Below are 26,107 nucleotides of genomic sequence, written 5' to 3' on the forward strand. Positions count from 1 at the left end.
GTTATTTGTTGATTTTTTTTTGGGTTATTTAGTTTGGTTGTAGCAATAGTTTAAATTGTAATAGTTCTATATCTTTGTGATACGTCAAAAAATTTAAGTAAGGTTCTGATGATATGCGAGGAATCGGTGTTGAAATTAGGATTGACATAGGTATTCTGTATATCCCTGTTATCAACTGACATTCTTAAATCTGATCAGCAAAGACACCATCTCTGCCTACTATTAATCGATATACTTTATTCTCAATACCATCATTGTCAAGTTTCCTACGGAAAAAATTTACTTGCTGACTGTCATGAGTTGAAAGCATTACTTGAAAATCTAAATCTGAAATATAATCACGTAAAAGATCAAATACAGATGAAGCGTGAACAAGATCGTGATGTTGGGTTGGATCATCAAGGAGGAGTGCTCGCCATGGAGTCCAATGATGTTGTTTTGCCATAGCTAACATGAATGTCAATTGCAAATCTGTTAATTGAGCTTCGCTTGCGATTTGATTCACCGGAATACTATTCCCGTTAAGAATTGCTCCAACTTGTGCTGTTGGTTTATTTCGAACAGTATTTGATTTTAATAATTCACCTGTTGAAAAGCGTGAATTCACAATCGTCCTCTGTAATAATTCACTCCACGGCTCATTTATACTATCAATATACTTGTTTATCTGATTTAGTTCAGAATCAACTTTGCGGAAAATAAATGACATTGTCTCATTTTTGTTTTTCATTTCGTTGAACTTTTTCTCTTGCTTTTCAACCCTTGATGACAAAAAAACAAGGTGTTCCTCTTCTGAACGCTCACCACATTCTATTTTAACTTTTTCATTTAGCTCGATAAAGCTTTCTGCTTCTTTCCAAGCTACCAATTGCTGTTGTACATCCTTAAGTTGACTTAAAGAGTCTGAACATTTTTTTTGTTGGTTTTCAATATTGCTTTTAGCTAAAAACAAAGATATCGGATTAGGTTTGTCGGGAAGTCCTGACTCAAACCATTCTGTTTCAATTTGACTTTGCTGAGACCTAAGCTGTAATAAGTGATCGTTAATTTTATGAAGTTCTGTTTGCAATGTATTTAATTCCTTCTGAAACTTCTCTAGCATTATTGTATTTTGGGAACACAATGTCATTGAAGTTTCTATTTCTAGTTCTAGAACAGATATATAAGCAGTCAATTTTTCTAAGTTATGCCCTTTTGTTCTCTCTTCAAGGCAAACTATTTCTTCTAATAAAAGTTTTATCAACGACTCATTTGCTTGTATTTCACTTTTAAGATCATCAAATTCTATTCGGATTTTCTCATTCTTTATTCGTGCATCAGTAATAGTATTTTCAGAAGGCATTTCTTTAAGAGCCTTCTTTTTTTCTAACAACTGATCATGAATACCAGTTTGACTATCTATTGAGGATGATATAAAATTAAGAGCATCGTTGGAATTAATACAATTTGGGAAAGATGTTAGAATTTCGGACAACCTTTTTTTAGTATCTTCTAACGATTCTCTTTCGTGAGTGATTTTTAAATTTATTGTGTTTAAATCAGATGATAATTTTTCTAAATCGTCAACAAATTTCTTTTGAGCTTCTTCTAGTTTTTTTAGATTTTGCGTCATTTTATGCGCAGCTGGATTCATCCACTCAAGAGCGATTTTAATTTGTTTCTGAAGTTCTTCTGGTTCAAAGTCCGTATTACACACCGGACATTTACATTGATCAACTGGTAAATGTTTCGCAATACTATTAATTGAAGTTTGTATTGCATTGGAACCCTCTAGATATTTTTTTATTATCTGATTTGTTTGATCAATTTGAAGATTGTTTTTTATTTGATCGCTTTCTATCTTTTTTATTTCTTGAGTTAATTCAAATTTTATTTTCTCATAATCTGGTATATTTTTTTCTTCAATGTCTGAGTTTTGTTTTTCTAAAACCTCCAATTGTGTTTGTAAGGTGCGTAATTTGTTTACAAATTCTTGTTTATTTAGTACTTGAATTATTTCAGAATCAAGTATCTCGTGTTCGGTCTTTAACTTTAAGAAAGCCTCTAGATCCTTACATGATTCAGCGAATTCATCTTGTTTTTTAGGAAATTGAAGATTCAAAGGTTGCATATCTATTGATTCTTGCTGATATTTCTCACGCTTTTCAGCTAAAAGTCTTAGATGTTTTTGCATTAACATACTGTGATCCTTTTTTACAACGCTTTCTGATTTCATTTCCTCGTCAGCCTTAATCTTAACTTTTAAATCTTCTATTTTTTCATTGAGCTGACCTGTTTTCGTTTTATTACTTTCAATGTCTGCTTCTTTAGTCTTTATTAGAAGAGTGTTTTCTTCATAAGTTTCTAACTTACTCTCAATTGATGAATACTTAATTTTCAAACTCGAATGAGAATCTATTTTTGAAGATAATAAGTCTTTAGTTGTTTCTAGGAAAAGCGATAACGCTTGCTGATTTAGTTTAATATCTGCATTTTTTTTCTTTATTATTACATGCCCATTGTTAATTACTTGATAGATTAAATCTAGAGAAACTAGTTTGTAGTCAGATGAAGCTAGATCACGATCTTTAATAACTTTTATAAAATTATTTCTGCGTTCCAATTCTTCATTGTATGAATTTTCTAAATTTATAATTTCTTGGTTAACAGCTTTAATTAAACTTGTTTTTTTACTAAATATTTTATTCAAACCCTGTCCAATAGATAGTTTATCAAGACTACTTCCTGCTCCATTCTGATCAGACGTCACAAACCAAAATTTACCTCTTTGATCTAAAATATGCGTTAACCCTAAAAGGTAAGGAAGTGATGTTAGTTTATCCTGAAATAATTTTACATGGTCTCCTTTCAGCAAGGGTGTTTGACCATGGCGAAAAGCTACCTCACAATAAAGATCATTATCAAAATCTAATCGAATATCCAATTCTTTTTTTCCATCTCTAATGAGTGCGTTTGGAGGGTCGCCTAATTTGCTTTTTAAGGATCCTGACAATGCCAATTCAATTGCTTCAAATATAGTTGTCTTACCGGTTCCGTTTGGTGCTAAAAGGATGGTAGCCCCTTTACCAAAATTAATTTCTACATCTTTTGCAAAACGTCGTGCATTACTGATTGATATTTTATTTAAGTGTATGTTTTTCATCTGATTCTCTCCAAGAGTTCATTACCATTATCGTCAGAGTTAAAGGCTTCTTTCCAAATTTGCTGAACAGGAGCGTCAAACCAAGAGAATTCTTGTTGAGTTTTTAAGAAAACAGTATTTACCGGATCAATTTGTATGGTATCTTCGCTGATTACGCTAAAATTTGCTAGACATGTACGCTTTATTAAGCTTTCTGGATTCTCATCTCCACGCTGAACATACTTTTTACAAAACGACTCTGTCGCTTCGATTCTCATACTTTCATCGATTGTGAAAACATCATTCTCTGATATGACTATAAGATACAAATCTGAAGTTTCAGGATCGGTTAAGCTATTTTTTACTGCTGCAACCCATTGTAAGGCGTTCTTCAATGTTTCAGTCTCATTTATCTGTACTAATAAAAATGTACGATATGTTTTTAACTCTGGCTTGTTCTTTCTTTTCAAACGAAAAATCTGTTTATCTAATTTCTGTTCATCCAAAGCAGATAGATGCTTTGATATATCAATAGATGACTCTTTTTCAAATCGTTGTTCAATCACTCTATCCATATATGAAGATAGTTCTTCTAATTTCATCCTGTAATCTCCTTAATATTAGTTAGATTTATACTTTCAGAATCTCGCAGCTGACTTTTGACATAGTTTCTAACCGCTTCTATGTCTCCTTTATTTATTAACTTTCTGAACTCTACACAGTTTGTAATAATTAAATCGGGAGTTTTTCCATCAGCAATACTATTTTGCACTTGATCTTTGGAATAGCTTATTAGATCATTCCACATTTCATTTGGTGGAGATGTCACTTTAGAAAAAATTAAAGCATTAGCGGTTTCTTTCCCAATTATAATATTTCCATCCTCATCAATTGCTTTTACTTTTCGTTGTTTACCAGCTTCCCCACTCCAATATCTAAGACCTACTGCAACCGGAGCTAGCTTATCGTTTATTTTTTTCCAATCACCATTATTCTCAGGATCCAGTGCTATTGAAATTATTAGTAAATTGAATAAACTTTCCGCAAGAAGTTGTGCAGTTCTCATACCAACTCTAAGCATCCCGTTTATACTTTCACCTTCGGCACGAGGATGCACTATACTCTTAAGTAGTTCTCCAATCCCTTGAGCGTCATTATTCAACTTCTTTTTCCAAATTTCCCACCTTGCTTCAAGTTGATCTTGAAGTGTCGTTGAGTGAATATTATACATTCCACTAATGAGTTCTTCTATATTTATCGATACTTTATTCCACGTTTCCAAATGCATAGTTTTTTCCATATTATCTGAATAATTCCTATTTTCTGCTCTACTCGAAAGTTGCTTTATTTCTTCGCATCTAAAGTTTTCATTATTTTCAACAATAGACAATGTCTGTACATCATTAATTTCAAGCCCTAGTGTTCCACCAATTTTGTCATTTATTCTGCTTCGAATAACAGCACTATTTACACAGTGCGTATTTGAATTACCAGTTTGATGTATTGCTAACCTTAAAAGTGAATCAGATACACCACACCGATCACTCAATTCTGCATTAATTTTTAGATTTTGAAGTAATGTGCCATTCCATAACTTGGGAATTACAAAATTAGGTCTTTCAATTTCAGTATTTAATTCAATATCATTAGTTCCTGAGACACACCACTTACTATCTTGTTTTTCAAATTGAGTCCACAATGAAATATTTGGCTGTAAGTAAGATTTCAATTCAAACAATAAACAACGCGGACTAACGGCACCCGTAAAAGTAGTATTGATATGAATATACGAAAGTATTCTTTCTCTTACTTCCTTTACTTTATCTGAGATAAATATATCTTTTAATTTATCTTCGGTTTTCAATTTAATGTCAGTTTCTAAACCAGAATCCTTTATTTTGATTATAGATAAGAGGTTTAATATATGATCCCAATCCTCAAAATCGCACCAACTATTTAACCAGTTATAACAGTTTTTCACACTACTATCCTTACTAGCTAAATTAGATAAACCTTGAGTTGTGGTAATATTGGGTTTGTAATGTTGTTCTATTAAGTCTTTAAACTGCCCAACTATTAATCCTTTCTTTAGTTGAACTTCAAGATTTGGTAGCTCAATATGAAATTCCTTTTTATTCAAATCATTATTATTGTTTTTTATCCACTCGGCTAAAGATTTCATCGATTTATCAATCGATGATAAATCCTTAGGTTGTCCTTTTCTTTCTTGTTTTGTAATTTTATCCCTGATACAATTATCATTGCTAAAATTAGTTTTTTGCCTTTTTACTTGAATATGTACAAGAAGATCCTTTTCCTTTTCAATTATTAGATCATCCCAAGTATCGACATCACCTTGTTCTGCTCCAATGGATAAATAATGTTTTCGACCCCTAACGAAATCAACAAGCATCGTAGAGATTTCATAAGTAGCAATAGTTAGCTCGTATATTTTAGTTTGATCTAATCTTAATTTTTTAAGCATTTGCATCCCTCTTTTTTAACTCTATTTGCTTGCTGAAACTTGCTTGATAGTGTAAGGCATTCTGTGCATCGTAAAAAAAAACGAAAACTTACTTCTTACAGATTATGTTTACTTATCATTTCATAATTTGACTTTCAAATAACGTACATACGCCCTAATCATCTGGGTATATTCATTGTTTAAGAATAAACACAATCCAATCATACCAAAAAATTACTTTAAAAGCCACAAATCATCATTTTTTTCACGAAACTTCTGGACAAATTATCCAGAAGTTGTCCAAACTCAATTAATCTCCTCATCCTCAACACACTCTTCTTCATCAATATAATCAGCTTCATCAACTTCTTCATCATATGTCGTGCTTTGTTTAGGCTTATAAATCTTAAAATACCAACCAGCAGCACCTGCTAAAACAGATGCAACAATGATGATTATTAAACTAGAATTGTTTTTTTCTCCTACTGGAACTTCCGTTAATTCATTTACTTCAAATGATGGATTTAATTCGCTCTGTGTGGAAATCGGTTTTTTGTCATTTTCTAAAACATCTTGTTTAAGGATTAATGCCACTTCCGCATTTTCTTCAATAAGATTTAATAAATCTTGCTCCCCAACCTCAGTCAGCATCTTAACATTATCCACGGATTGGCTATGATCGATAATCAGATGAAAAACTTTCCCCGATTTTGTTTCAAAAGATACAAACTGCCTTAATTCAAGAGGATTTTTCCCTGCTTTATCTTCATCACTTAGTAGTGTTAAATCATAGGGTTGACCTTCTACATTCGTACTTTCTATAACAGATCCTTGCGCTGTATGCTGTTTTGTTGCCAATGAATTGATGGCATTCTCGTTTCCACCCTTAACAAGATAATTGTTTTTTTCACTACCCTCCACCTGATAAACTTTGCTTGCAAAGTTTGATTTAATTTCTTGTTCTGTGTATTCAATAACTTCTTCCTCTGGTTCATCCTTTAAAGTATCAACATTGTCTTCTACAGCATATACTGGAGAAATCATCAAAACCACTAGCAATAAAAATATGCTCATGACTCTACTCATTTTCTTTGCCTCCGATCACATCGTTTAGTCCCATATAATCATTAACTGCATTCTTGATAATCATCTGATATTCTTCTAATGAAATTTCTGTTTCTTTAAAGGTTTTGTAGAGCGTCTCTTTTTCATAAACTTCTCTTTTTTCTTCAACATCATTTAATCGATCTTGCAAAACTTTCATTTGCTCTTTTAATTTGACTTCTTCCTTCAGTGTTTTTTCTAATCTCTTATCCATTGGAAATCTCCTTTTTTATTTATTCGTGATTAATCTTCTTGTACAATTTCCGATGACAAATAAAAATAGGGATTCAGTTTATTGCCACTGGAATCTCTAATTTCTAAATGCAAATGAGGACCGGTCGATTTCCCCGATGACCCAATAGTGGCTATCGTTTGTCCTTTTTTCACTTCATCGCCTTCACTGGCCACAATGCTATTACAATGGGCATATAATACCGTTTGTTTTGACTTTTCTGCTTCAATGATAATATAGTGACCGTACCCATCTGCTTCATATCCAGTCTTTATGACCTTCCCATCAATTATTGCAACGAGTTCAGTCCCTGTAGGTTTTGCAATATCGATACCTCCATGAAAGGTAACTTCCTTTGACATAGGATCTAATCGATACCCAAATGGACTTGAAATAGCATTTTGCCATTCTTCTTTTATAGGGCTTGGAAAACTAATAAAATTGCCTTTTATTGCAATTAATGTCTCATATAAATCTTTTTCATCATCATTCAGTCTTGAAGTAAAAATTACCTCTAAGTCGCTCGTATCTAGTCTTACTTCAAGGACATACCAATCATAGGCTTCTTGACTTGTTGTCGTTGTCGTTTCTCTCGTTTCAGGATTTACCGAAACATGAGTCACAGTTCTATAACGGACTTCAATTTTTTCTATTAAGCGATAGTCATACTGCAAATCAAAAATCCGACTGAGTTCATTACTGGCATCCGCATCCGTAAACTCACCAAATTTAGCTGTTAAATAGGCAATCACCATATGTGGATCATGCCCAACCGCATCCACATAGTATCGATATTCATCATAACTAGAATGATCTTCTTCAACGCGGTTGATTGCATATAATAGATCTGCTTCGAGTCGCGTATACATCACGTCTGCGTTTGTGACAACCAGGTCACTCGATTGATAGGAAGTAGCAACAACAGTACTTACCGCCCCTGAAAATGACTGCACCACCGACAAAATCATCACTGAAAAAACGACAAACATAAAGATTGGACCGATCATGTATATGGCAAACTTTTTTAATCCTTTTGTCAACCATACTTTAACTTGTTTGACAGCATTTTTTATACGCTCCTTTATCCCTGTGTTAAAAGTGCTATGCCTTTCTTTGCTGTAAGCTTTTTTAATACTGCGTTTTTGCTGATTTTTTTTATTTTGTTTGACATTGTCATTAAATCTTTTTTGTTTGACGTAGGATAGTCTTTGCCTTAACGCTTCTGGCTTAGATTCTACATTTAGCTTATCCTTTGAAGCTTCAAATTTTAATTTTGGCTGCTTAGATTTTTTAGTATTAGTAAGGGTTCTTCTTACAATGGTCACACCCTCATCAGCAGCTAATACTGCAGAATTGTCATCAGACTCCTTTTGCTCTTCTAACCGCCCATATTGATCCGTTGTATTTTAAATGGCATAGGGTACACCCATGGCTTTTTGATGTAACTTTTTCTTATTAAACTCATGCGCCTTTTGCGTTTTGTGCTTGTTTAATGTTCTTTTCTCTGAGCCAAACTGTGTTTTAACTTTATCCTTATCCATAACACCAGCAGTGCCTTTAGAATTTGAAGTTCTCTGATCTACCTTTTGAGATGCTTTATTTTCATATTTTTTTAATTTTGATGGTTTTCGTTTATTTTGAAGAGTCCTCTTGATAGAATGTTGTTTTTGCTTATAACGACCTTCCGTTGAAAATTTTTTCTTTTGTTTAATTTTCTGATCTGTCTTTTTATAGTTTTGCCTATCATCTATTCGGCGCTTTGGAACAGCATCTAATCGAGTAACTTTTTCATCACTCAGAGAAACTGAGTCCTGAGGATCAGAGCTTTCTTCATTTGCCTGTAGATCTCTTTCTTTAATGATCTCAGATTTATTGGCATCTTCTGGCTTATAAAGTCTCTTTCTAAATTTCTCTTGTAGCTTTTTCTTATCTGTCAATCAATCACCACCATTCTCAAATTCTAATTCCCCCGAATTCGAGGGAATTAAAACCAATTTATTTCTCCATCTCTTCTGGTTTTGTAGTCATAATGCTATAAAGCATGGTTTCTTTAGGAAATTTATCGATAAATGGAATAATCACATTGCCATAAAACAATAATCCTTCACCTTCATTTGAATTGGTTACATAGGATAATTGATGCTTTGATATATCCAGCTGCTTTGCTAGTACCGCTCGATCTTCTGCATTTTGATTGAGCATATAAATAAAATCAGAGTTCCCTACAATATTGCTGACTTCTCTACTGGCAAGGAAGTCCTGTACATTTTGAGTAATGCCTGTAGGTATGCCACCCCATTTTCTAAATCGCTTCCATATCTCTACTGAATACTTTGCTGTGGCTTCATCTTTTAAAAGCAAATGGAATTCATCAATGTAATATCTTGTAGACTTGCCTGAGTTTCTGTTAATGGCCACCCATCCCCAAACCGTTTCTTGAACGATGAGCATGCCTAGCATCTTTAAAGTGCTCCCTAGCTCTTTGATATCAAAACAAACGATGCGATTGTCAATGTTCACGTTGGTATGGTGGTTAAAAACATTCATTGAGCCTAAAACATAAATCTCAAGTCTTGTGGCGATGCCGGTTGCTTTATCATTATTTTGCTTCAGTAAGATGTTATAGAAATCTTCTAGGATCGGCATGTTCTCTTTTAATGGATTTTCCATATACCATTCGTACATATTTCTAACACAGCGGTCAATGATTGAGACTTCTTCACCATCAAGTCCATACCTACCGCCTACAACTTGCTCACAAAGGGATATGATGAAATCTGATTTATCCCTTATTGGATCATCTTCACCATTGTCTAGATTAATATCTAAAGGATTGATGTAGTCTTTGCTATTAGGCGAGAGTTTGATGACTTGACCACCAAGTTTTTGAACCAATGGAAAATACTCGGCTTCCGGATCTGATATAAAGATGTCGTCACCTGTAATTAAAAAGGCATTGGTAATCTCTCGTTTAGCACTAAAAGATTTACCACTGCCTGGTCTCCCTAAAATAAGCCCATTTGGATTTTTAAGTTTCTTCCGATCAACCATAATCATGTTATTGGATAATGCATTGAGACCATAGTAAAGGCTTTCCCCCTCCATAAAAAGCTCTTGAGTTGTAAAAGGTATAAAGATTGCTGTACTTGAAGTTGTTAGCGCCCTATTTATATCAATAAAATTTTCTCCCAGAGGCAGCGTTGAAAGAAATCCATTTTCCTGTTGGTAATCCAGTCTCCTCACGGCACAGTTGTACTTTTGTGCTAAGCCACCTACTTGGAAAACAATGTTTTCAAGGTTTTGCTTAGTCGTCGCTGTGTTAAAAATGAGAATCGTCACAAGGAACAACCGCTCATTTCTGCTTTGAAGTTCTTCCAGTAGATTCTTCGCTTCTGTATTAAATGTCACCAAATCTGTTGGCAGTATATCCATGTCATAACCACTTCTCACTGCTTTTTTCTGTTCTTCAATCTTCATTTTATCAATGTCTGTGATCTTTCTTTTGATCATTTTTATGGCTTGGGTTTGATCAATGGATTTAATATGAAAATTCACCATTACATCACTGTTTAAATCTAAAATATCTGCGAGCATCCTGTCTGTTAGTTCAGGAGCAAGTATCTGAAGGTGACTTACTGCACCAATTGTTTGACCGACTTTAAGTTGCTTTGGATCGGTGAAAGTAAATGAGGTAGGTGCAATGATATCTTTGGTACTCATGCCACCGTTTTTAACCAGATCCCAGTCAAAATTCAGTTGTTCCTTGCTGTCTTGATTGCAAATTCTATGAAGCAGTTCAACTCTTTCTTTACCAGTCAATGCGTATGATTTAACGCCCATGACTTTAAAATTGTTGATAATGTCCATTTCAATCCGTTCAAGTCTTGGCTTTGCCTTTCTGTAGGTATCACTCTCTATACTGAATGTGATGTATCTGGTCTTTATAAGACCATTATTGCCTTTAGCCAGTTGATTTTGTAGCATATCGGAGTATTCTTTTCTAATGGTATTAAAGTCATCATTTTGCTCATCAATACGTATGGCTTCAAGGAATATATTTGTATTGGCGGTCATGTTTACGAAGGATAATTGTACCATATGGCTGCATCAAAATAATTAAGGAAGTCGCAGTAGTTTTCAAATATGAGGGTCTTATCTTCATTTTGAGCCAACAAGTAGTTGATATCAAAGAATTGAATGGTTTTTGAAAACTTTCTATTGTTGATCTGACAGATGCCATCAGGAAATATAGCTTTGTAGGCCAATATGTCTTGAACTGTATGAGGCACTTTTCGCTTGGCTTTTTTCTTCTTTGCCTGTTTATTTCGATCCTCGTCTTTTTTCAAGGTCTTCTTATTATTTTTTAACGTTTTTTGATTTTTTGAAAGCTGTTGCTCTCGTTTTTCTGCCTGCTTGTTTTTCACGCGTCTTGACCTCACTTTCTTCTGCATGATTTAGGTACGCATAAAAGTTTTGTGTCTTATAAAGCCTAACTTTAGGGTAAATAAATTTTTGCCTGATGATGTGTCCCATGTACTTTTCAAATACAATGCCATCTTTTTCAAATATTGCCACAAAGAAAAACGGAAGGACACAACCGATCATTAAAAACACCGCCAAATCATTGCCAATGGTTCCCCTTGTAAACCAATACACTGGAAAACCAATAACTGCTGCAATAGAAAATGAGATGAGTTGTCTTTTAGTGAGATTAAGCGCTACTTTGGTTTTTACTTTATTCAAATCTTTTGGTACGGATACAAATGCCATGCTTTTTTCCTCCTAATGTGCATTCATTACCGACTTCGCTAAACCACTTGTTTTGATCAGTGCAAAACATAAAATAACGGTATAAGTCAGTATAGAAAAAATAGTTGTGTGAATGTTGTCCGTAACGGCTATGCTCCCAACTAAAACTGCATAAATCCCTACGCAAACCATTATAAAAAAGCCCTGTATGCCCAGTGCAACAAGACCTCTCAGATAATTACTCCCTATTTGGCCCCATTCTTTATTAGCCATTGTTGCTAAAGGAATTGCCGCAATAGAGCATGATAAATATATTTCGATCATTCTACCGTATAAAATGACTGTGATAATAACTGATATTGCCAATATGCTGATTTTCACTAAAAGTGTCTCCAGCGCAATTATGGCAAGTTCCGCTGTTGACAATAATTCTAATCCATCAACCATTGAAGTAATCGTTGAAGAAATATCAATGCTCGTACTCATGTTAATAACGCCTGCTGAGGAACTGACAATATGTTGACCGACGTCAAATACTGCCATGACAATATTGAATGTATTCGTAACGAGATAGATTGCAATAAAAGCCTTCATCATCCATCTAAAAAACATCCATGTATCCATTTCATGCAAGTTGTTTTTTTCCATGAGCATTGATAGTAATTCGTAGCATAAAATTCCTGTCATAACAAGCCCAGCAATCGGAACAATGACAGTATCTGAGAGACTTTTAATCAAAGTAAAGATACTGCCATTCCAAGCCTGGGGTGTTTGGCCCACTTCTGCAGCTATGGTTCCGACTCTGTCATTAACATCTACTAAAAGGCTCGTCAAATTTTGCTCGATTATTCCAATAAGAAGATCGTTAAAAAACTCTTCTATCTTATCGAATATTCCAAACACAATTATCCCTCCTAAAACATACCTTTTAATAACAGAACAAGTTGTGTAGCGATTAGTACAACACCCCCGCCAGCCATGAGTTGCTTAATCCCTTGTGATTTCGCACCTGGATTATCATTACCAAGCCTTCGAGTAAGTTGATAACGCCCCATACCCCTAGTCCTGCACCTAACGCTGAAACCAACGTTTGCAATGTGTCGATTGCTGAATTAAAAAAAGCCATTTTCATTCCTCCTGTTTTGTTTTTGTGCCTTAGCAGTCTTTGTTAAGGCATTTTTTTATATAGAAAAAGCACCTGTTGAATGTTTTATTCAATCAAGTGCTTGACTATCGTGATTCTTTAATTTAGTTGTGTTTGTTATTATTTTTTAGTAGGTGTGATCAATGGTACTTACAAACAACTTATTCTAAAACCATCTAGATTTTCTCTGAAAATTGATAATTCACCGTAAAATATATTTATTCTTGAGTAAGGATAATCAGTTGTTTTGTCAAAATATACAACTTCATCTATGATTTTCTTGGACAGCTCCTTTCCGTCATTTCTTATTTTTTCACTTTTAGTGAAAAATTCATTCAGGTAATTAAGAATAAGGCAAAGTATCATAGTCGAATACTCACTTAATTTGTAATAACCCAAGGTGTTTTCATCCTTAAATATTGTTGATGGTAAAAATTCCGTAGTTTTATTACGATGCAAACAATATTTGAAAACTAGTGAATTCCCAGTACTTAATACACTTATTTTTGCACTATGATGAACAATTTCATTTCGTAATTTTTTGATGAGAGAAAGCTCATTATATAGTGGTATAACCATGTTTAAATTATCTAATGTACTATCCAAGCTCTCTAAAAAGTGCTTCTCAAGAATATCAAAAATAACAGGTACTCTTAATAAAAAATATTCAAATTCACATGCAATAAGTCTACTATAAAGAAAGCAATCATCACATTTGTAAATTTCATAAATTGAATGTATTTTATAATAAATATAAAATAAATATCTAATTTCTTTTTCAACCGATCCAGAGATATCTTTTTCCCATAACTCATCATTCTGTGAAATGCTATGTACAAAGTTCAGTGGATATGTCGGTCTATAAATTTGTGTTTCGTTGAATATGTTACCCAACATTACATCTATGTGATCTTTGAAACAATTCATATCTAGTCCCTCCAATAACAAGAAATATCATTTGGGTTAAAATCTCTAATGTATGCTAAAAGTGAACTTAAATTATAAATCAAAATATCTGTTTCAACTCGTCTCTTTGTTAGCAACGAATACTTTTTACCAATCTGTTCATCATAATTGTCAATGTAACTTCGTTCCTTTTTATCTACTAAGTTCAGTTTTTCAATGTCAAGTATAATATCAGTAAATGTATCATATCCCAAATTTAGAAGTATTACTATAAGCCATGTTAAAAGTCTATTCAGGTCATAAATTTCTGCTCCTTCAGGGCTTAAAAATACTTTATCCAAGTAAATATTATTATCTAAAGATCTGTTGGTGTAAAATTGAACAGCTTCTCTTTTAACATCTTTTCCGTAAAATACATGACTTCTAATACTCTCATGAGCGATATCATTTCTTATGGAAATGAGCTGTTTGTATTCCTCAGAATCTGTGAAATATTTAATAGTTGACCATGCAATATTTTTATTCTTCAGTTCTTTTCTTAGCTCTAATATCTTACTTGAAACAATTCTATATCGCATAATAAAATGTTCAATCTCCGTCTTAAGTACGTATTTGTATTCAGCAATATTGTTATCTTTAAGATTTTTGTAAAATGTATTTATCTTATAGTAAATTAAAAGTAAGTCTTCTATATTGGTATTAATTCCATTAATATATTTTATACATCTACTATTTAAATGTTTTTTATACGCATTCTCAAAATTAAGCGGATACATAAAATTGATCAGTTTACTTTCAAAAATACAATTATCCTTAATAAAATCAATATAGCTGATTCTTGCCTCTTTCCATTTTTCCATTTCATTCCTCACCATTTATTTTCTTTTAACTAGATTTTTTTCGATCTTCAAATCTTACTTGTCTTATCTCGTTCCCGCGATTACCGAAGTCGCTCCTTTTGACCCTTTGGCAAAAGGCGCAACATTTGCCTCGCAAGGGCTGTGACATCAGAGTGATTTAGGTAATCGGCGTGTTAAGTGAAGTTGGACTTTTTACTACTATTGAAATCTCACTTTTACAAATTGTTTTCCTTCAGTTTTCATTTCATAAAACTCCACATGTTCACCAATATGTTCTTTGACCAGTTTTATATACTCTTTTCTTATTTCATCCGGGCACTTTGATCCAAACACTATTTCTTTGATTGGGGCCGGTAGTTCATAGAGACCTGAGGTTTCCTCAACATATCTCCATTCACATTCATATCTCCAATCCTCTGCTTTGGATGATATCACAGACTTAAAAAATGGATCGTTCCAACTGATTTTTTGATAAAATTTAAAGCTATCATTTTCCAGCCCCAGAAGAAGTGATGTTTCAAGTCGCTCATTTAATACATTATCATCATTAGAGTACATTACTTTTAAACAATGATTTTCATTGCTTAACATAGTGTTGGGATCAACGCTAAAACCTATTGCAATACCTCTAGCTCCATCAGCGTAATGTCCCCACATTAATCCACTATCAATTCTTTCGGACAAACTAAAAATTCCGATATTATTTATTTGATCTTTTATATTCTCATATTTAGTCATTGGATTCGAGGGAGCATTACCAGTAGTGCTGTCAATAAAGTCCTTATATACCTTATATTTTTTTCCAAACTTTCTTTCTTGACCTATTTTATCGAGAATATCCTTTATTTTATTTTTAGGTAATCCATACATTTCTCCATTAGCGGGAGTCATTGTGTACGCCATAATAAAACCGCTAATTTGGTTTTCTTTATCTTTCTTCACATTCTTGTTAACAGATTCAGCTACAATTTTTTGTATAGAGCATTCAAATGGATCATTGAGTTGCAACGGTGAGGACAACCATACTTTACAATCAATAAATATTTTCCTTGTGAACTCAGAATCTGCTCTATATTTATATAAGATCATATTTACTCTCCTTAAAATTCCAAAAGTTATTTTTACTTTTTTAGTTCATTTTAACTGATCCACACGTTCTTACATCTTAAACGTAATTAATATTAATGTTAGTAAAACACTATTCCGATTTAATGGCCATTTTCACTAACGTACCCGCAGTTTCCGTCGTTCCTTCCTTTTAACGTCACAGCGGAAAAAGTGGCGCATGTCCTTGTCTCACAAGGACTGTGTCAACGGAAGTAATGTTGGAAACAGGCGTGTTAAACGATATTATTATCGTCAATTCTAGACACAATGTATTCTTTGATTTCTATTACTAAATACATTAATAATGCCATTATCAAAACAGGTGCAAATAGAAATTGCAACATTGTAATAAATAATGTTCGTGAATCATATCCCATTACAAGTTGAAGTTCCTCAAGTGTCGTTCCACTACTAATCAGAAAATCATTAAGAACACTTATAGGAATCAAATTAATCACTATATTAAGAATAATGAAAAATACGGTCATTACTTGAGCAATAATTAATGTAGCTAATTTAACCATTTTAGTTCGTCCAAATAAAATTATAATTAACGAAACAAGTATATACAATATTCCAAATATTAAATATTGCAAGATTATTGAATTACCGATCACTTTATTTTCAATCAACAAAGAGGTAAGTATCAAACTGAAAATTGGCGAGTAAAAAGTCAAATAGCCAAGACATTCCAACAAGTGATTCAATGCTCCCTTTACTATCCAATATATTGATAAAACTATATAGATAACACCAATGAACATTGTTAAAAAAACATTCTGCAAAAGAATTGCAAAAAATGATACTAATATTAATACAACTGCCAGAATTCTCTGTTTATTCCGTGTCATAATACAACCTTTCTTAATTAGCATATAATATTTCGTTATACATTATTCACAAATTTCAATTCGTATTTTTCTTTCACCCAATTATACCATAAACCCATTTCATTTAACTCATCGAAGTCATTTTTTTAACTTCTGGACAACTTGACCAGAAGTGTAACTTACTATCATTCCTCATTCAAATCAACTTCCATCACATCAATCCTTTCATTTTTCCTAAACCTAAGATTCGTCCTCATTTCTCTTTCAACATCATAATTATTCTTTTTATCAAAATCACCAAGCAATTTATAATGCTCGTGTTTTGTAATATCAAATTTATTTGAAAGAAAGGGTCTCACACCTCTGAGCTGCAGAACGCATTTTCCTGAGTCCATCACCGATAATTCATCAACAGTCATTAGCTCTTTACCAACCTTTTGATAATTGATGCCATAGCTTCTTTTTCTACCGCGATTTTCTGAATTGTTAAAGAGATCAATCGTTTCTTTTCCAAGGCTTTCAGATAAGTCTTTTAGTGTCGTTTTTTCTTTGCCACCCAGGAACAACATGCTATCACAGTTACCGACAATCGTTTCTGCATGGTCCTTATAAATGGCTTTTAACTGACTTTGTGTCTGAAGAATTATACTCGCTGACATTTCTCTTGATCGGATTGTGGCTATAAGTTTTTCAAACTTAGGAATTTGTCCTATGTTGACAAACTCATCTAATAAAAACCTCACATGAATGAGTAATCTGCCACTATATACATCGTCAGCTTTGTCTGCTAGAAGATTAAACAGCTGCGTATACATCATACCACCACGAAGTTAAACGTATCATCAGTGTCTGAAATAATAACAAATAACGCGGTTAATTCATCCCCTAAAGTATCCAGCTCAAGTTCATCGTATTCCATGATGTCCCTTAGCTCTTTAATGTCAAAAGGTGCTAATCTTGCGCCACAGCTGATAAGAATTGATTTTGTTGTTTTGCCTACTGCTAGTTTGTATTTTTTATACTGCCTAACAGCAAAATGACCAGGATCTTCTCTTTCCAGGGCATCAAATAATAGATCCACTGGGTTTTTAAAGTCCTCGTCATCTTCTCTAGCTTCACTAGCATTAATCAGCTCAAGTAATGTTGTAAAATTCTGTTCTTCAAGTGGTGCTTTATAATAGATATAGCCAATTAGGGCTGTATAATACAATTTCTCTGCCTTTACCCAAAAGTCTTCACCAGCTTTATCACCTTCCCCTTTTGTATTGGCAATAATGGCACTCACAAGCTTTAAAATATCCTTTTCTGAGCGTATATAAGCAAAGGGATTGTAGTGCATTGATTTTTTAAAGTTAATGGTATTGAGCACTTTGATCCTGTAGGGTTCATAGCTTATTTTACCTTGACCATTTTTTATCTGCCTTCCTTTTGCAAGAAGTTTTCCGCATTCGATTAGTAGTGTTCCTTTTGGATCTGTCACCACATAGCTTGAATGCATTTGCATAAGATTAGGCTTAACATAGAATCGTGTTTTACCTGATCCAGAGCCTCCAATAACCAACACATTCTTATTTCTTGCATGTTTTGGATTCTTGGGTCTGCTATCCATCATTAAACGTTCACTTTGCGTTAAGAGTACATTTTTATCAAACTCATAATCGATGTAAGGCTTAATGTCTTTTGGCGTTCCCCACCTTGCAGAACCATATTCGGTGCCTTTTCTGAATTTCTTTGCATTCTTGCCTTTGATGTAAATCAAAAGGTATACGGATGCACTCCCTATTATTCCAACCAGTAAATCCAATGCATTTAAGCTCAGTAGTGGTGTTTCAAAAACCTTATCCAGTTGCATTAGAAAAATTGAAAAATGATTAATAAATGACTCTGCTTCAATGGACTGATACAGCTCAGACAATTGATTAATCACATAAAAAATCAGCACATATGGCAGCCATTTTAGAATCAACTTTTTTGTATCGGGTGTCATAGGCTTTGCTCCTTCTGAGGTTTCTTAGCTTTATCTTTGTTCAGTTTTTTCGCCTTTTCAACCATTTCTTTCAGTTTTGCCTTTAAAGACGGTTTCGCTTCTTTTGTTTTTTCTAAACTCGATTTTAAATATTCTTTAAAAGCAAAGTCGATGACATCGAGATCTTTTCCCTTGAAGAAAACAAAATAAGTCGGTGGATTTGACTGATCATCTTTTTTTAAGGCATATTCCAGTTTGTATTTTTTTGCCACTTTCTCAAAATCTCTAATGTTGTTTTCATTGATTTCAATATTTTTAAGGCCATCATGTTTCTTACTTAGTTTCTCTAGCGTGGTTTTACCAACGGGTTTAACGGTTTTTATACCCTTTTTGTTTATTTTAACTTGTTTTCTATGCCTCAAATAATGTTCAATCAATTTTTTCAGTTCTGTAGCTGTAAATTTTGCTGCACTGACTTGAAGTGCTATGGTCTTTTCAGTTACCTGCTCTTGCATGAGTCACCGCCTTTAAAGAGTGCGCCACTGCTAATGTCATGGCTTACCTTAGCTCGCTAATACTGAGATAAAGTTGTAGGTGCATTGAAAATTGTAGTAATCAAATAGGACCGAATGTTGCGTATATCCGATGGGTTCTCCCTCAAGGAGTCAACAATATAATCAATGTGCATAGCGTCAATTTCCAAAAATCGTTCTCTGACAATGCCAATGGGCAGGGAGATGCCATTGACCTTTATGGTGGCATCATCAGGCAAGATACACACATCCACCATGATATCGATAATATTAGCAACATCTTGTTTGCTCATGCGATTTTGCTGATAGGTCCGTTCGTATTCGATATTATCTTTTATGGCTCTTTCATAGTGCTTTCTATTTTGGATCATATCCTTCCCATCAGTCTCAAAGATATGATTAGATTGGATATGATTTAAATCAGTATCACTAAAATCAGTATGATTAAGATTAGTATTATTACAGTCTAATTTTGGAACTTCTTGAAGTTCCGTTTTCATACTTCTAGAAGTATGATTTTTAGACTCCTTGAATTCTATTTTATGGACTTCTTGAATTCTATTTTTCATACTTCCAGAAGTATGATTTTTAGACTTCTGGAAGTCTTCTGTATTTTCAACAGTTTCAGCCTTTTCTAATATAAAGTTTTTCACATAAATGATGTTGGGTTTACCTAAACCTTGTCTTTTTTTCTCAATAAGACCGATCCCTTTTTGATCATCAAGTTCAGCCATCATGTTCACGGCCTTTTGTTTTGAACAACCTAAACTCTCTTGAATTTCTTCAATGGTAAAAATAATATACACTCTATTTTCTTGATCCAGCCAACCATTCACACGAGAAAGCCCCATACGATCGAGTAGCATACCATATAGAACTTTTGCTTCAGCAGAAAGTTCTTTAAACCGTTCATCTGTGAACAACACTTTCGGAATCCGAAAAAACGAAAATTGTTCTGATTCGTTACCATAATAATAATCTAAATTCAGACTCCGCATTTTTCATCACCCCTTCTGTCCAACAAAATAATGTTGTAATGCTAATTCAATGATTGATTCCATCTCTTTTTTGCTTGATGATTCATCGAAGTATTTGCTGATAATCTCAGTTGATACTTTAATGCTTTGATAATCCTTTTTAATGACTTTGCCTTTTTCTTTACTGATTAAAAATTTGCTTATTTCATTTTCATTTAATGACCCTGATTGATGCATTTCTTTAAGCATTTTGGCATCTTTAAAACTGATTTTTATGGCCATATCTTTACACTCTTTGTATAGATGCTTTTGAAGTTGTTCAGGAATATACGACAATTCCACACCTGCCATTAATGAGGTGGCGTCGTTATCCACTTCAAGTTTCCACGCCTCTGTTAAGTGATTGATTCTAAGCAGTCGGGCTATTGTTCTGCCCGAAAGACCATATTCTTTTGCAAGTCTTCCACGACTGTCCGTTTCACCCTCTTCCGGTTCTAATAACTCACCATTTTCAAGGGCTTTCAGCTCACTTATAATGTCTGTTCTCTTGCCCTGGCTTGCGACTTTTTCGTACTGCATTTCTAAGACCACGGCTTTTTCTGATGGATACAAGTCGCTAAAGGATCTTTGCATTAAATTGGTTTCAATGACATAGATATAGGCATCTTCATCTGATAAATTCTCTTTAATAAAGGCTGGAATTTTATCAAGACCCGCAAGACTTCTAGCGTTCATTCTGTTGTGTCCTGCAAGCATCTCATATTTACCAGGTGAAACAGTTCTAACGATCACAGGGTTAAGTATGCCATTCTTCTTTATGCTCTCGATCATATCTTCAAGCCGCTTACCCTCATAAAGATGAAAAGGATGGTCAAAAAATTCGACAATATTCGCCATGTCTATTTCTGCAATTTGCTGTTCGGGTCTACCATCGGTCAAAAAATCAATGGCATCCACTATCTTTCGTCTTGGGCTATCTTTCTTCATAAGTCAATATCTCCTTTGCAAAATCTGCATATGCAATTCCCGCTTTTGAAGTAGGTGAATATTCAGCTATGCTCTTGCTATAGTAAATGGCTTCCCCCACCTTTACCGTCATGGGTATATGGGTCTCAAATATGTTGACGACACCATCATAGGCTTCGCTCATTTGCTCTGATAAAACCTTTGAAAGATTAGTTCTTGAGTCACACATGGTGAGTAATATGCCTTTGATCTCTAACTTCGAGTTGATTCTCTTTTGAATCTTTTTTGTGGTCTTCAAGAAATCTTGCAAGCCCATCATGGCAAGGAGCTGAGGATTAACTGTGATAATGACACTGTCTGCTGCACTCAGTGCGTTTATGGTCAGAGAACCCAGTGAAGGTGATGTATCGATGATGATAAAGTCGTAATCCGCTTTAAGGGGTTCAAGGATTTCAAATAATATGCGTTCACTGCCCATTTCAAGTCTAAGATTTGCATCGACCACTGACAGATAAATGCTTGATGGGATTAAATCAATGCCATTATTTGAAACGATATACTGCGACTTATCAGGAATATCTTCTTCATTCATTTTTGCAATCATTAGATGTGCAATATTTGTTTCGATGCTGTTGGGTTCTTCAATGCCAAAGCAAGTTGTTAAATTGGCCTGTCCATCAAAATCGATCATCAATACTTTCTTGCCAAGTTTCATGAGTGAATACGCTAAATTTAATGATGTTGTTGTTTTAGCTACGCCACCTTTTTGATTTGCTATTGCGATTATCTCTGCCATTTTCGTTCCTCCTTTTTTTTGCAATGAAAAAGGGACACTCGTTATAAGCATCCCTAAATATCTTGACTATATTATTCATTTTCATCTATAAATTGCTTTGTGTACCCTACATCCAGGTAGACACCAGCCGAAACACTCATTCGATCAACAAGACGTTTTTCTCGTGATAAATCAGGTTTCACTTCAAAGGTCCAAAACTTGACAAAGTGTGTAAATTCAACGATTTCTATATAGATTTCTTTTGTAGCTTTACAATCGCTTCCACGTGTTTTGAGATGAGTTTATAGCTATCAAATCCATTGTTTCAAACCTCATTTTTATTAAGGCTCGTTTTGGGGAACATATCCAAGATTGGCTGTCGTTTGTGGGAACATATCAGTCAATGTATGGATTCATTACATAGCCCGCTGGATATACCACGATATATATATATATATATTATATAGCTAATCTTCTTTTAAGGACTTTTTCAGTGGACTCCACATACAACTCTGCATTATGTTTTCTTTTCAAAGATTAATATTAATTCTCTCTTACTACTTGCGGAAACCAGTGTCTTGTATTATTAGATATTTTAACCAATGCCAACATCACAGGAACCTCAACTAAAACTCCAACAACCGTTGCCAGCGCAGCTCCCGATGTTAAACCAAACAAAGAAATAGCCACAGCTACTGATAATTCAAAGAAATTACTAGCTCCGATCATCCCTGCAGGAGAAGAAACGTTATGTGGCAACTTCCATGCTTTTGACCAACCATAGGCCAAGAAAAAGATGAAAAAGGTTTGGATAATTAATGGCACAGCAATTAAAACAATGTGTATTGGGTTATTAAGAATTACATCTCCTTGGAATGAGAATAAAGTAATCAATGTTAGCAAAAGACCGATGATAGTTATGCTATTAAATTTCTTTAGAAATACATTTTCAAAATAATCCATTCCTTTACTCTTGATGATATATATCCTTGATAAATATCCTCCTACCAAAGGTACAACTATAAACAACACAATTGAAAGAATCAATGTGTCATAGGGAACGGTAACATTACTAATCCCCAATAAAAACATAACAATTGGTGCATAAGCTACTAAAAGGATTAAGTTATTCACTGCCACCTGAACTAATGTATATGCAGGATCCCCTTTGGTTAAATGACTCCATACAAAGACCATTGCCGTACACGGAGCAGCTCCTAAAAGTACCGCTCCTGCAATGTACTCTGTTGCCAACGCTTCTGGAATGAAACTAGCAAATATTACTTTTAAAAATAGCCATGAAAAGAAAAACATAGTAAACGGTTTGATTAACCAATTGGTACCACAAGTGACTATTAGCCCCTTAGGCATTTTTAAAGCACCTATAATACTTGAAAAATCTATTTTTAACATCATTGGATAAATCATCATCCAAATGAGGATAGCTATAGGTATTGATACACTGGCATACTCCAACTTACTTAAAGTTGCAGGAACAGACGGTATTAATTGCCCGATAGCAACCCCTAAAACTATGCAAACTGCCACCCATATAGTTAAATATTTTTCAAAAAAACCTATTGTTTTGGTTTCTTTCACATCACTCATATTTCATTCGCACCTTTCTCGTCAATTATAGAAACTCATAAAATAGAATACACAATATTGTTGCTTCATTATATCAACCCTGCTAATTTCAAGGAATGCAATCTCCGTTTATCCGACTTTTACCTCAGGAAGTTTCAGTTTATACCACAACAATAATGTTGAACTTATGACAACTGTGAGACATCCAGCTTCTTGAATAATAATTGCTCCTACCGGCGAAAGCATACCCATAGCTGCCAATATAAGTCCAATGACATTGTAAATAATGGAGAAGAAAATGTTCAATTTTATTCGTCTAAATACCTTTTTCGATGTCCAGATAAAATCTGCAACACTTCGTAAATCATCCCTCATTAAGCTGACGTCAGCTGTTTCAATAGCCACATCGGTCCCTGTGGCTCCCATTGCAATCCCAATATCTGCCAAAGCCAGAGCAGGGGCATCATTAATCCCATCTCCAATCATCGCTACCTTCTTACCTGCCTTTTGCATCTCTGCCACTACTTCTTGTTTTTGTTCCGGTAACATATTGGCTTTAAAGCTGTCAACACCGATCTCTGCTGCTACGCTTTGCGCAGTTGCGGCATTATCCCCTGTCAGCATGATAATCTCTTTTATGCCGATTTCTTTCAGCTGCAGGATAACCTCTTTAACACCAGGACGTACTTTGTCGGCTATGGAAACTAGACCCATCACTTTATTGTTTCTAGCGACAAGCATTATAGTTCTGCCTTTTTCACGGTGGTCCTTCATTTGTTCTTTTACATTTTCACCTAGATCTATATCCATTTCGGTTAACAATTCTTCTTTTCCTACTACTAGACTCTGTCCCTCAAATTGAGCGATTACACCTTTACCGACTACAGCTTTAAAATCCTCTGGATCTGGGATCTTCACATCATTTTCTTTTGCATGCTTAATAATAGCCCTTGCAAGGGGATGCTCAGAATATTTTTCGGCGATTGCAGACCAGAGAAGAATTTCTTCTTTTGTAGCACCATTAAATTCCTCAACACCCATCACAACAGGGCTTCCAATCGTAAATGTACCAGTTTTGTCAACCAAAAGCGTATCAATTGATCCAGCTTGTTCAATGTATTTACCACCTTTAACCAGTATGCCCCGATGAGCCATATTGGATATCCCGGCAGTTATTGCGGTTGGGGTGGCAATGGCAAAAGCACAAGGACAAGCGACGAGTAAAACAGCAACCGCCGTCCGAATATCTCCTGATGCAAGATAAGCACCGATAGCAATTAATACGACAACAGGTAAAAACCAATGGGTAAAACGATCGGCAATATTTTGAAAAGGTGGTCTGGTAGCCTGTGCTTTTTCTGTTAAATGAATGATCTTGGCCAGTGTTGTGTCTTCACCGACACCTGTTGTCTCTATTTCAATGCGGCCTTCTTCATTCAGTGTTCCACTGAATACCTGACTTCCTTTATTTTTCTCAACAGGAATGGACTCCCCTGTGATGGGGGCTTGGTTAACACTGCTTTGACCATTAGTAACCACTCCGTCTACGGCGATGCGTTCACCCGGTCTTACAATAACAAGATCTCCTATTTTAACCTCTTCAATGCCAATGACAACTTCTTCATCATTTTTCTTTATAGTAACTTTTTTTGGTGCCAGATCGAGAAGTCCCCGAATACTTTTTCTTGTTTTATCTAGTGTGTATGATTCAAATGCACCGGCTGCGGACATGATGAAAATAAGTATGGCGGCGGTTATGAATTCTCCAATAGCAACCGTAGCGATCAAAGCAACAGTAACAAATACATTCACCGTAATTCTTCTGTTAAATACATCTTTAAATCCTGATATAAATCGCTGCAATCCTCCAAACAAAACCGCAAAAAGTGCGATGCCCATATAAAGAAGATCAGGTCCGAAATTATATCTTGAAAGGAGCCAACTTACAATAATGGCTAAACCGACTATAAGCGGCGCAATAGCGAAAACAAGAAATTCTCTAATGCTCGAGTTATTCTTTTCATCTTTATTCGTATTCATATAATCATCTCCAATTCATAATATTTTTACTACACCTGTAGATTAAAAGGGATTACTTAAATTTCTTAAACAAAGTCATCCCTTTTAATCAATGGTTATTAATGAGGGATCGTTTTCAAGCTAACGCATTATTTCTTTTGATCGTTCTTTTTTTCTTCTTTATCTTCTTTTTTAGGCGGTTCACAGCTAGGGCCACAGCTTTCTCCAGGTCCACAACAACCTCCTGTTTGCTTAAGCGATTCCTTGATTAAACCAAAAAATCCTGTTTTCTTCTTATTATTTGTCATGATAATTCCTCCTCTTATTTAATATATGACTTGATGAGCATATTGGCATATAAAATTTAAAAAATAAATTTGTGGTTTAAGTACAATCGATGTTCTTTCGTATATACTCTTTTAAATTTTCTTTATCTGTAAGGTAACAGTCCTTTGTCTCCCATTGTTCTTTTAAATACTCATAAAGATATTTGTTTTTAGTCCAAAAGGAATCGTTTAAATAATAATATGCCCACTGAGATTTTTTCTCATCAGTAATAAGCCCCGCTGTTTTAAGCTTATTTAAGTGTTTCGACGCATTGGTTTGGGAAATACCAAGCACAGCTTGAACTTCACACACACATAATTGATTTTCTCTTAATACATTAAGAATTCTTATTCTCGTTTCATCTGTAAGCATCTTAAAAATATCAGTTGTTTCCATATTTTCACCTCTTATATGACTATATGCCCCACTGGGAATATAGT

General features: G+C 34.3%; 21 protein-coding genes and 3 pseudogenes. All 24 read right to left on the bottom strand.

Annotated elements, in window-relative coordinates; genetic code table 11:
- Positions 1-184: 184 nt before the first annotated feature.
- The 24 genes and pseudogenes from AMET_RS19520 to AMET_RS19630 all read right to left on the bottom strand — a co-directional run bounded on the left by AMET_RS19520 (position 185) and on the right by AMET_RS19630 (position 26,063).
- Positions 185-3,142, bottom strand: a complete 2,958-nt coding sequence (locus AMET_RS19520) for an AAA family ATPase (protein WP_012065011.1) — start codon at positions 3,140-3,142, stop codon at positions 185-187.
- Entirely contained in the window at positions 3,139-3,723 is a 585-nt protein-coding gene (locus AMET_RS19525) for an ABC-three component system middle component 1 (RefSeq protein WP_012065012.1), read from the bottom strand. The genes AMET_RS19520 and AMET_RS19525 overlap by 4 nt, the downstream gene beginning before the upstream one ends.
- The gene (locus AMET_RS19530) at positions 3,720-5,606 is read right to left on the bottom strand and encodes an ABC-three component system protein (RefSeq protein ID WP_012065013.1); all 1,887 of its coding nucleotides are present in this window, start codon (positions 5,604-5,606) and stop codon (positions 3,720-3,722) included. The genes AMET_RS19525 and AMET_RS19530 overlap by 4 nt, the downstream gene beginning before the upstream one ends.
- A gap of 285 nt (positions 5,607-5,891) precedes the next feature.
- Positions 5,892-6,671 carry a CD1107 family mobile element protein gene (locus tag AMET_RS19535; protein WP_012065014.1) on the bottom strand — a complete coding sequence of 260 codons (780 nt, stop codon included), beginning with the start codon at positions 6,669-6,671 and terminating at the stop codon, positions 5,892-5,894.
- Positions 6,664-6,903, bottom strand: coding sequence for a hypothetical protein (locus AMET_RS19540; RefSeq protein ID WP_012065015.1), 240 nt, complete (start codon positions 6,901-6,903; stop codon positions 6,664-6,666). The genes AMET_RS19535 and AMET_RS19540 overlap by 8 nt, the downstream gene beginning before the upstream one ends.
- Positions 6,904-6,932: 29 nt before the next feature.
- Positions 6,933-8,246, bottom strand: a complete 1,314-nt coding sequence (locus AMET_RS19545) for a M23 family metallopeptidase (RefSeq protein WP_012065016.1) — start codon at positions 8,244-8,246, stop codon at positions 6,933-6,935.
- An 81-nt stretch (positions 8,247-8,327) separates the two neighbouring features.
- Positions 8,328-8,858 (bottom strand): hypothetical protein, encoded by a 531-nt coding sequence (locus AMET_RS19550; RefSeq protein ID WP_012065017.1) that lies wholly within the window; start codon positions 8,856-8,858, stop codon positions 8,328-8,330.
- A 58-nt stretch (positions 8,859-8,916) separates the two neighbouring features.
- Positions 8,917-11,372, bottom strand: a pseudogene (locus AMET_RS19555) (VirB4-like conjugal transfer ATPase, CD1110 family).
- Positions 11,278-11,691: a PrgI family protein gene (locus tag AMET_RS19560; RefSeq protein ID WP_012065018.1), complete on the bottom strand. Its 414-nt coding sequence runs from the start codon at positions 11,689-11,691 to the stop codon at positions 11,278-11,280. The pseudogene AMET_RS19555 and the gene AMET_RS19560 overlap by 95 nt, the downstream one beginning before the upstream one ends.
- Before the next feature lie 12 nt (positions 11,692-11,703).
- Positions 11,704-12,573, bottom strand: a complete 870-nt coding sequence (locus tag AMET_RS19565) for a VirB6/TrbL-like conjugal transfer protein, CD1112 family (protein ID WP_012065019.1) — start codon at positions 12,571-12,573, stop codon at positions 11,704-11,706.
- An 11-nt stretch (positions 12,574-12,584) separates the two neighbouring features.
- Positions 12,585-12,802 (bottom strand): annotated as a pseudogene (locus AMET_RS19570) (Maff2 family mobile element protein).
- A gap of 162 nt (positions 12,803-12,964) precedes the next feature.
- A complete protein-coding gene (locus AMET_RS19575; protein ID WP_012065020.1) occupies positions 12,965-13,741 on the bottom strand; it encodes a hypothetical protein in 777 nt (258 codons plus the stop codon).
- Positions 13,742-13,743: 2 nt separating this feature from the next.
- Entirely contained in the window at positions 13,744-14,580 is an 837-nt protein-coding gene (locus tag AMET_RS19580; RefSeq protein WP_012065021.1) for a hypothetical protein, read from the bottom strand.
- A gap of 198 nt (positions 14,581-14,778) precedes the next feature.
- On the bottom strand, positions 14,779-15,522 hold the full coding sequence (locus AMET_RS19585) for a DUF2971 domain-containing protein (protein ID WP_198135366.1): 744 nt from the start codon (positions 15,520-15,522) through the stop codon (positions 14,779-14,781).
- A gap of 398 nt (positions 15,523-15,920) precedes the next feature.
- A complete protein-coding gene (locus AMET_RS25995; RefSeq protein WP_157047313.1) occupies positions 15,921-16,175 on the bottom strand; it encodes a hypothetical protein in 255 nt (84 codons plus the stop codon).
- A gap of 527 nt (positions 16,176-16,702) precedes the next feature.
- Positions 16,703-18,270: pseudogene (locus AMET_RS25230) on the bottom strand (VirD4-like conjugal transfer protein, CD1115 family); the annotation flags it as partial.
- Positions 18,271-18,500: 230 nt separating this feature from the next.
- The gene (locus AMET_RS19600; RefSeq protein WP_012065024.1) at positions 18,501-18,998 is read right to left on the bottom strand and encodes a PcfB family protein; all 498 of its coding nucleotides are present in this window, start codon (positions 18,996-18,998) and stop codon (positions 18,501-18,503) included.
- 56 nt (positions 18,999-19,054) lie between these two features.
- Entirely contained in the window at positions 19,055-20,014 is a 960-nt protein-coding gene (locus tag AMET_RS19605; protein WP_012065025.1) for a replication initiator protein A, read from the bottom strand.
- 6 nt (positions 20,015-20,020) lie between these two features.
- Positions 20,021-20,980, bottom strand: a complete 960-nt coding sequence (locus AMET_RS19610; protein ID WP_012065026.1) for a ParB N-terminal domain-containing protein — start codon at positions 20,978-20,980, stop codon at positions 20,021-20,023.
- Positions 20,967-21,755, bottom strand: a complete 789-nt coding sequence (locus tag AMET_RS19615) for a ParA family protein (RefSeq protein WP_012065027.1) — start codon at positions 21,753-21,755, stop codon at positions 20,967-20,969. The genes AMET_RS19610 and AMET_RS19615 overlap by 14 nt, the downstream gene beginning before the upstream one ends.
- A 522-nt stretch (positions 21,756-22,277) precedes the next feature.
- Positions 22,278-23,342, bottom strand: a complete 1,065-nt coding sequence (gene arsB / locus AMET_RS19620) for an ACR3 family arsenite efflux transporter (protein WP_012065029.1) — start codon at positions 23,340-23,342, stop codon at positions 22,278-22,280.
- A 108-nt stretch (positions 23,343-23,450) separates the two neighbouring features.
- Entirely contained in the window at positions 23,451-25,220 is a 1,770-nt protein-coding gene (locus tag AMET_RS19625; RefSeq protein ID WP_198135367.1) for a heavy metal translocating P-type ATPase, read from the bottom strand.
- A 269-nt stretch (positions 25,221-25,489) separates the two neighbouring features.
- Complete coding sequence (locus AMET_RS26000; RefSeq protein WP_012065031.1) at positions 25,490-25,648, bottom strand: hypothetical protein; 159 nt, start codon at positions 25,646-25,648, stop codon at positions 25,490-25,492.
- Between the two features lie 76 nt (positions 25,649-25,724).
- On the bottom strand, positions 25,725-26,063 hold the full coding sequence (locus tag AMET_RS19630) for an ArsR/SmtB family transcription factor (protein ID WP_012065032.1): 339 nt from the start codon (positions 26,061-26,063) through the stop codon (positions 25,725-25,727).
- Positions 26,064-26,107: the final 44 nt, after the last annotated feature.

Origin of the sequence: Alkaliphilus metalliredigens QYMF (assembly GCF_000016985.1) — a bacterium.
Classification (GTDB): Bacteria; Bacillota; Clostridia; order Peptostreptococcales; family Natronincolaceae; genus Alkaliphilus_A; species Alkaliphilus_A metalliredigens.

Coding starts and splice junctions, on each gene's coding strand:
- AMET_RS19540 (WP_012065015.1), bottom strand. CDS start 6,903: ATGGATAAGAGATTAGAAAAAACACTGAAGGAAGAAGTCAAATTAAAA.
- AMET_RS19575 (WP_012065020.1), bottom strand. CDS start 13,741: ATGAATTGTTTCAAAGATCACATAGATGTAATGTTGGGTAACATATTC.
- AMET_RS19630 (WP_012065032.1), bottom strand. CDS start 26,063: ATGGAAACAACTGATATTTTTAAGATGCTTACAGATGAAACGAGAATA.
- AMET_RS19615 (WP_012065027.1), bottom strand. CDS start 21,755: ATGGCAGAGATAATCGCAATAGCAAATCAAAAAGGTGGCGTAGCTAAA.
- AMET_RS25995 (WP_157047313.1), bottom strand. CDS start 16,175: ATGACCGTATTTTTCATTATTCTTAATATAGTGATTAATTTGATTCCT.
- AMET_RS19520 (WP_012065011.1), bottom strand. CDS start 3,142: ATGAAAAACATACACTTAAATAAAATATCAATCAGTAATGCACGACGT.
- AMET_RS19610 (WP_012065026.1), bottom strand. CDS start 20,980: ATGAAGAAAGATAGCCCAAGACGAAAGATAGTGGATGCCATTGATTTT.
- AMET_RS19600 (WP_012065024.1), bottom strand. CDS start 18,998: ATGCAAGAGCAGGTAACTGAAAAGACCATAGCACTTCAAGTCAGTGCA.
- arsB (WP_012065029.1), bottom strand. CDS start 23,342: ATGAGTGATGTGAAAGAAACCAAAACAATAGGTTTTTTTGAAAAATAT.
- AMET_RS19580 (WP_012065021.1), bottom strand. CDS start 14,580: ATGGAAAAATGGAAAGAGGCAAGAATCAGCTATATTGATTTTATTAAG.
- AMET_RS26000 (WP_012065031.1), bottom strand. CDS start 25,648: ATGACAAATAATAAGAAGAAAACAGGATTTTTTGGTTTAATCAAGGAA.
- AMET_RS19525 (WP_012065012.1), bottom strand. CDS start 3,723: ATGAAATTAGAAGAACTATCTTCATATATGGATAGAGTGATTGAACAA.
- AMET_RS19530 (WP_012065013.1), bottom strand. CDS start 5,606: ATGCTTAAAAAATTAAGATTAGATCAAACTAAAATATACGAGCTAACT.
- AMET_RS19535 (WP_012065014.1), bottom strand. CDS start 6,671: ATGAGTAGAGTCATGAGCATATTTTTATTGCTAGTGGTTTTGATGATT.
- AMET_RS19560 (WP_012065018.1), bottom strand. CDS start 11,691: ATGGCATTTGTATCCGTACCAAAAGATTTGAATAAAGTAAAAACCAAA.
- AMET_RS19605 (WP_012065025.1), bottom strand. CDS start 20,014: ATGCGGAGTCTGAATTTAGATTATTATTATGGTAACGAATCAGAACAA.
- AMET_RS19625 (WP_198135367.1), bottom strand. CDS start 25,220: ATGGGCATCGCACTTTTTGCGGTTTTGTTTGGAGGATTGCAGCGATTT.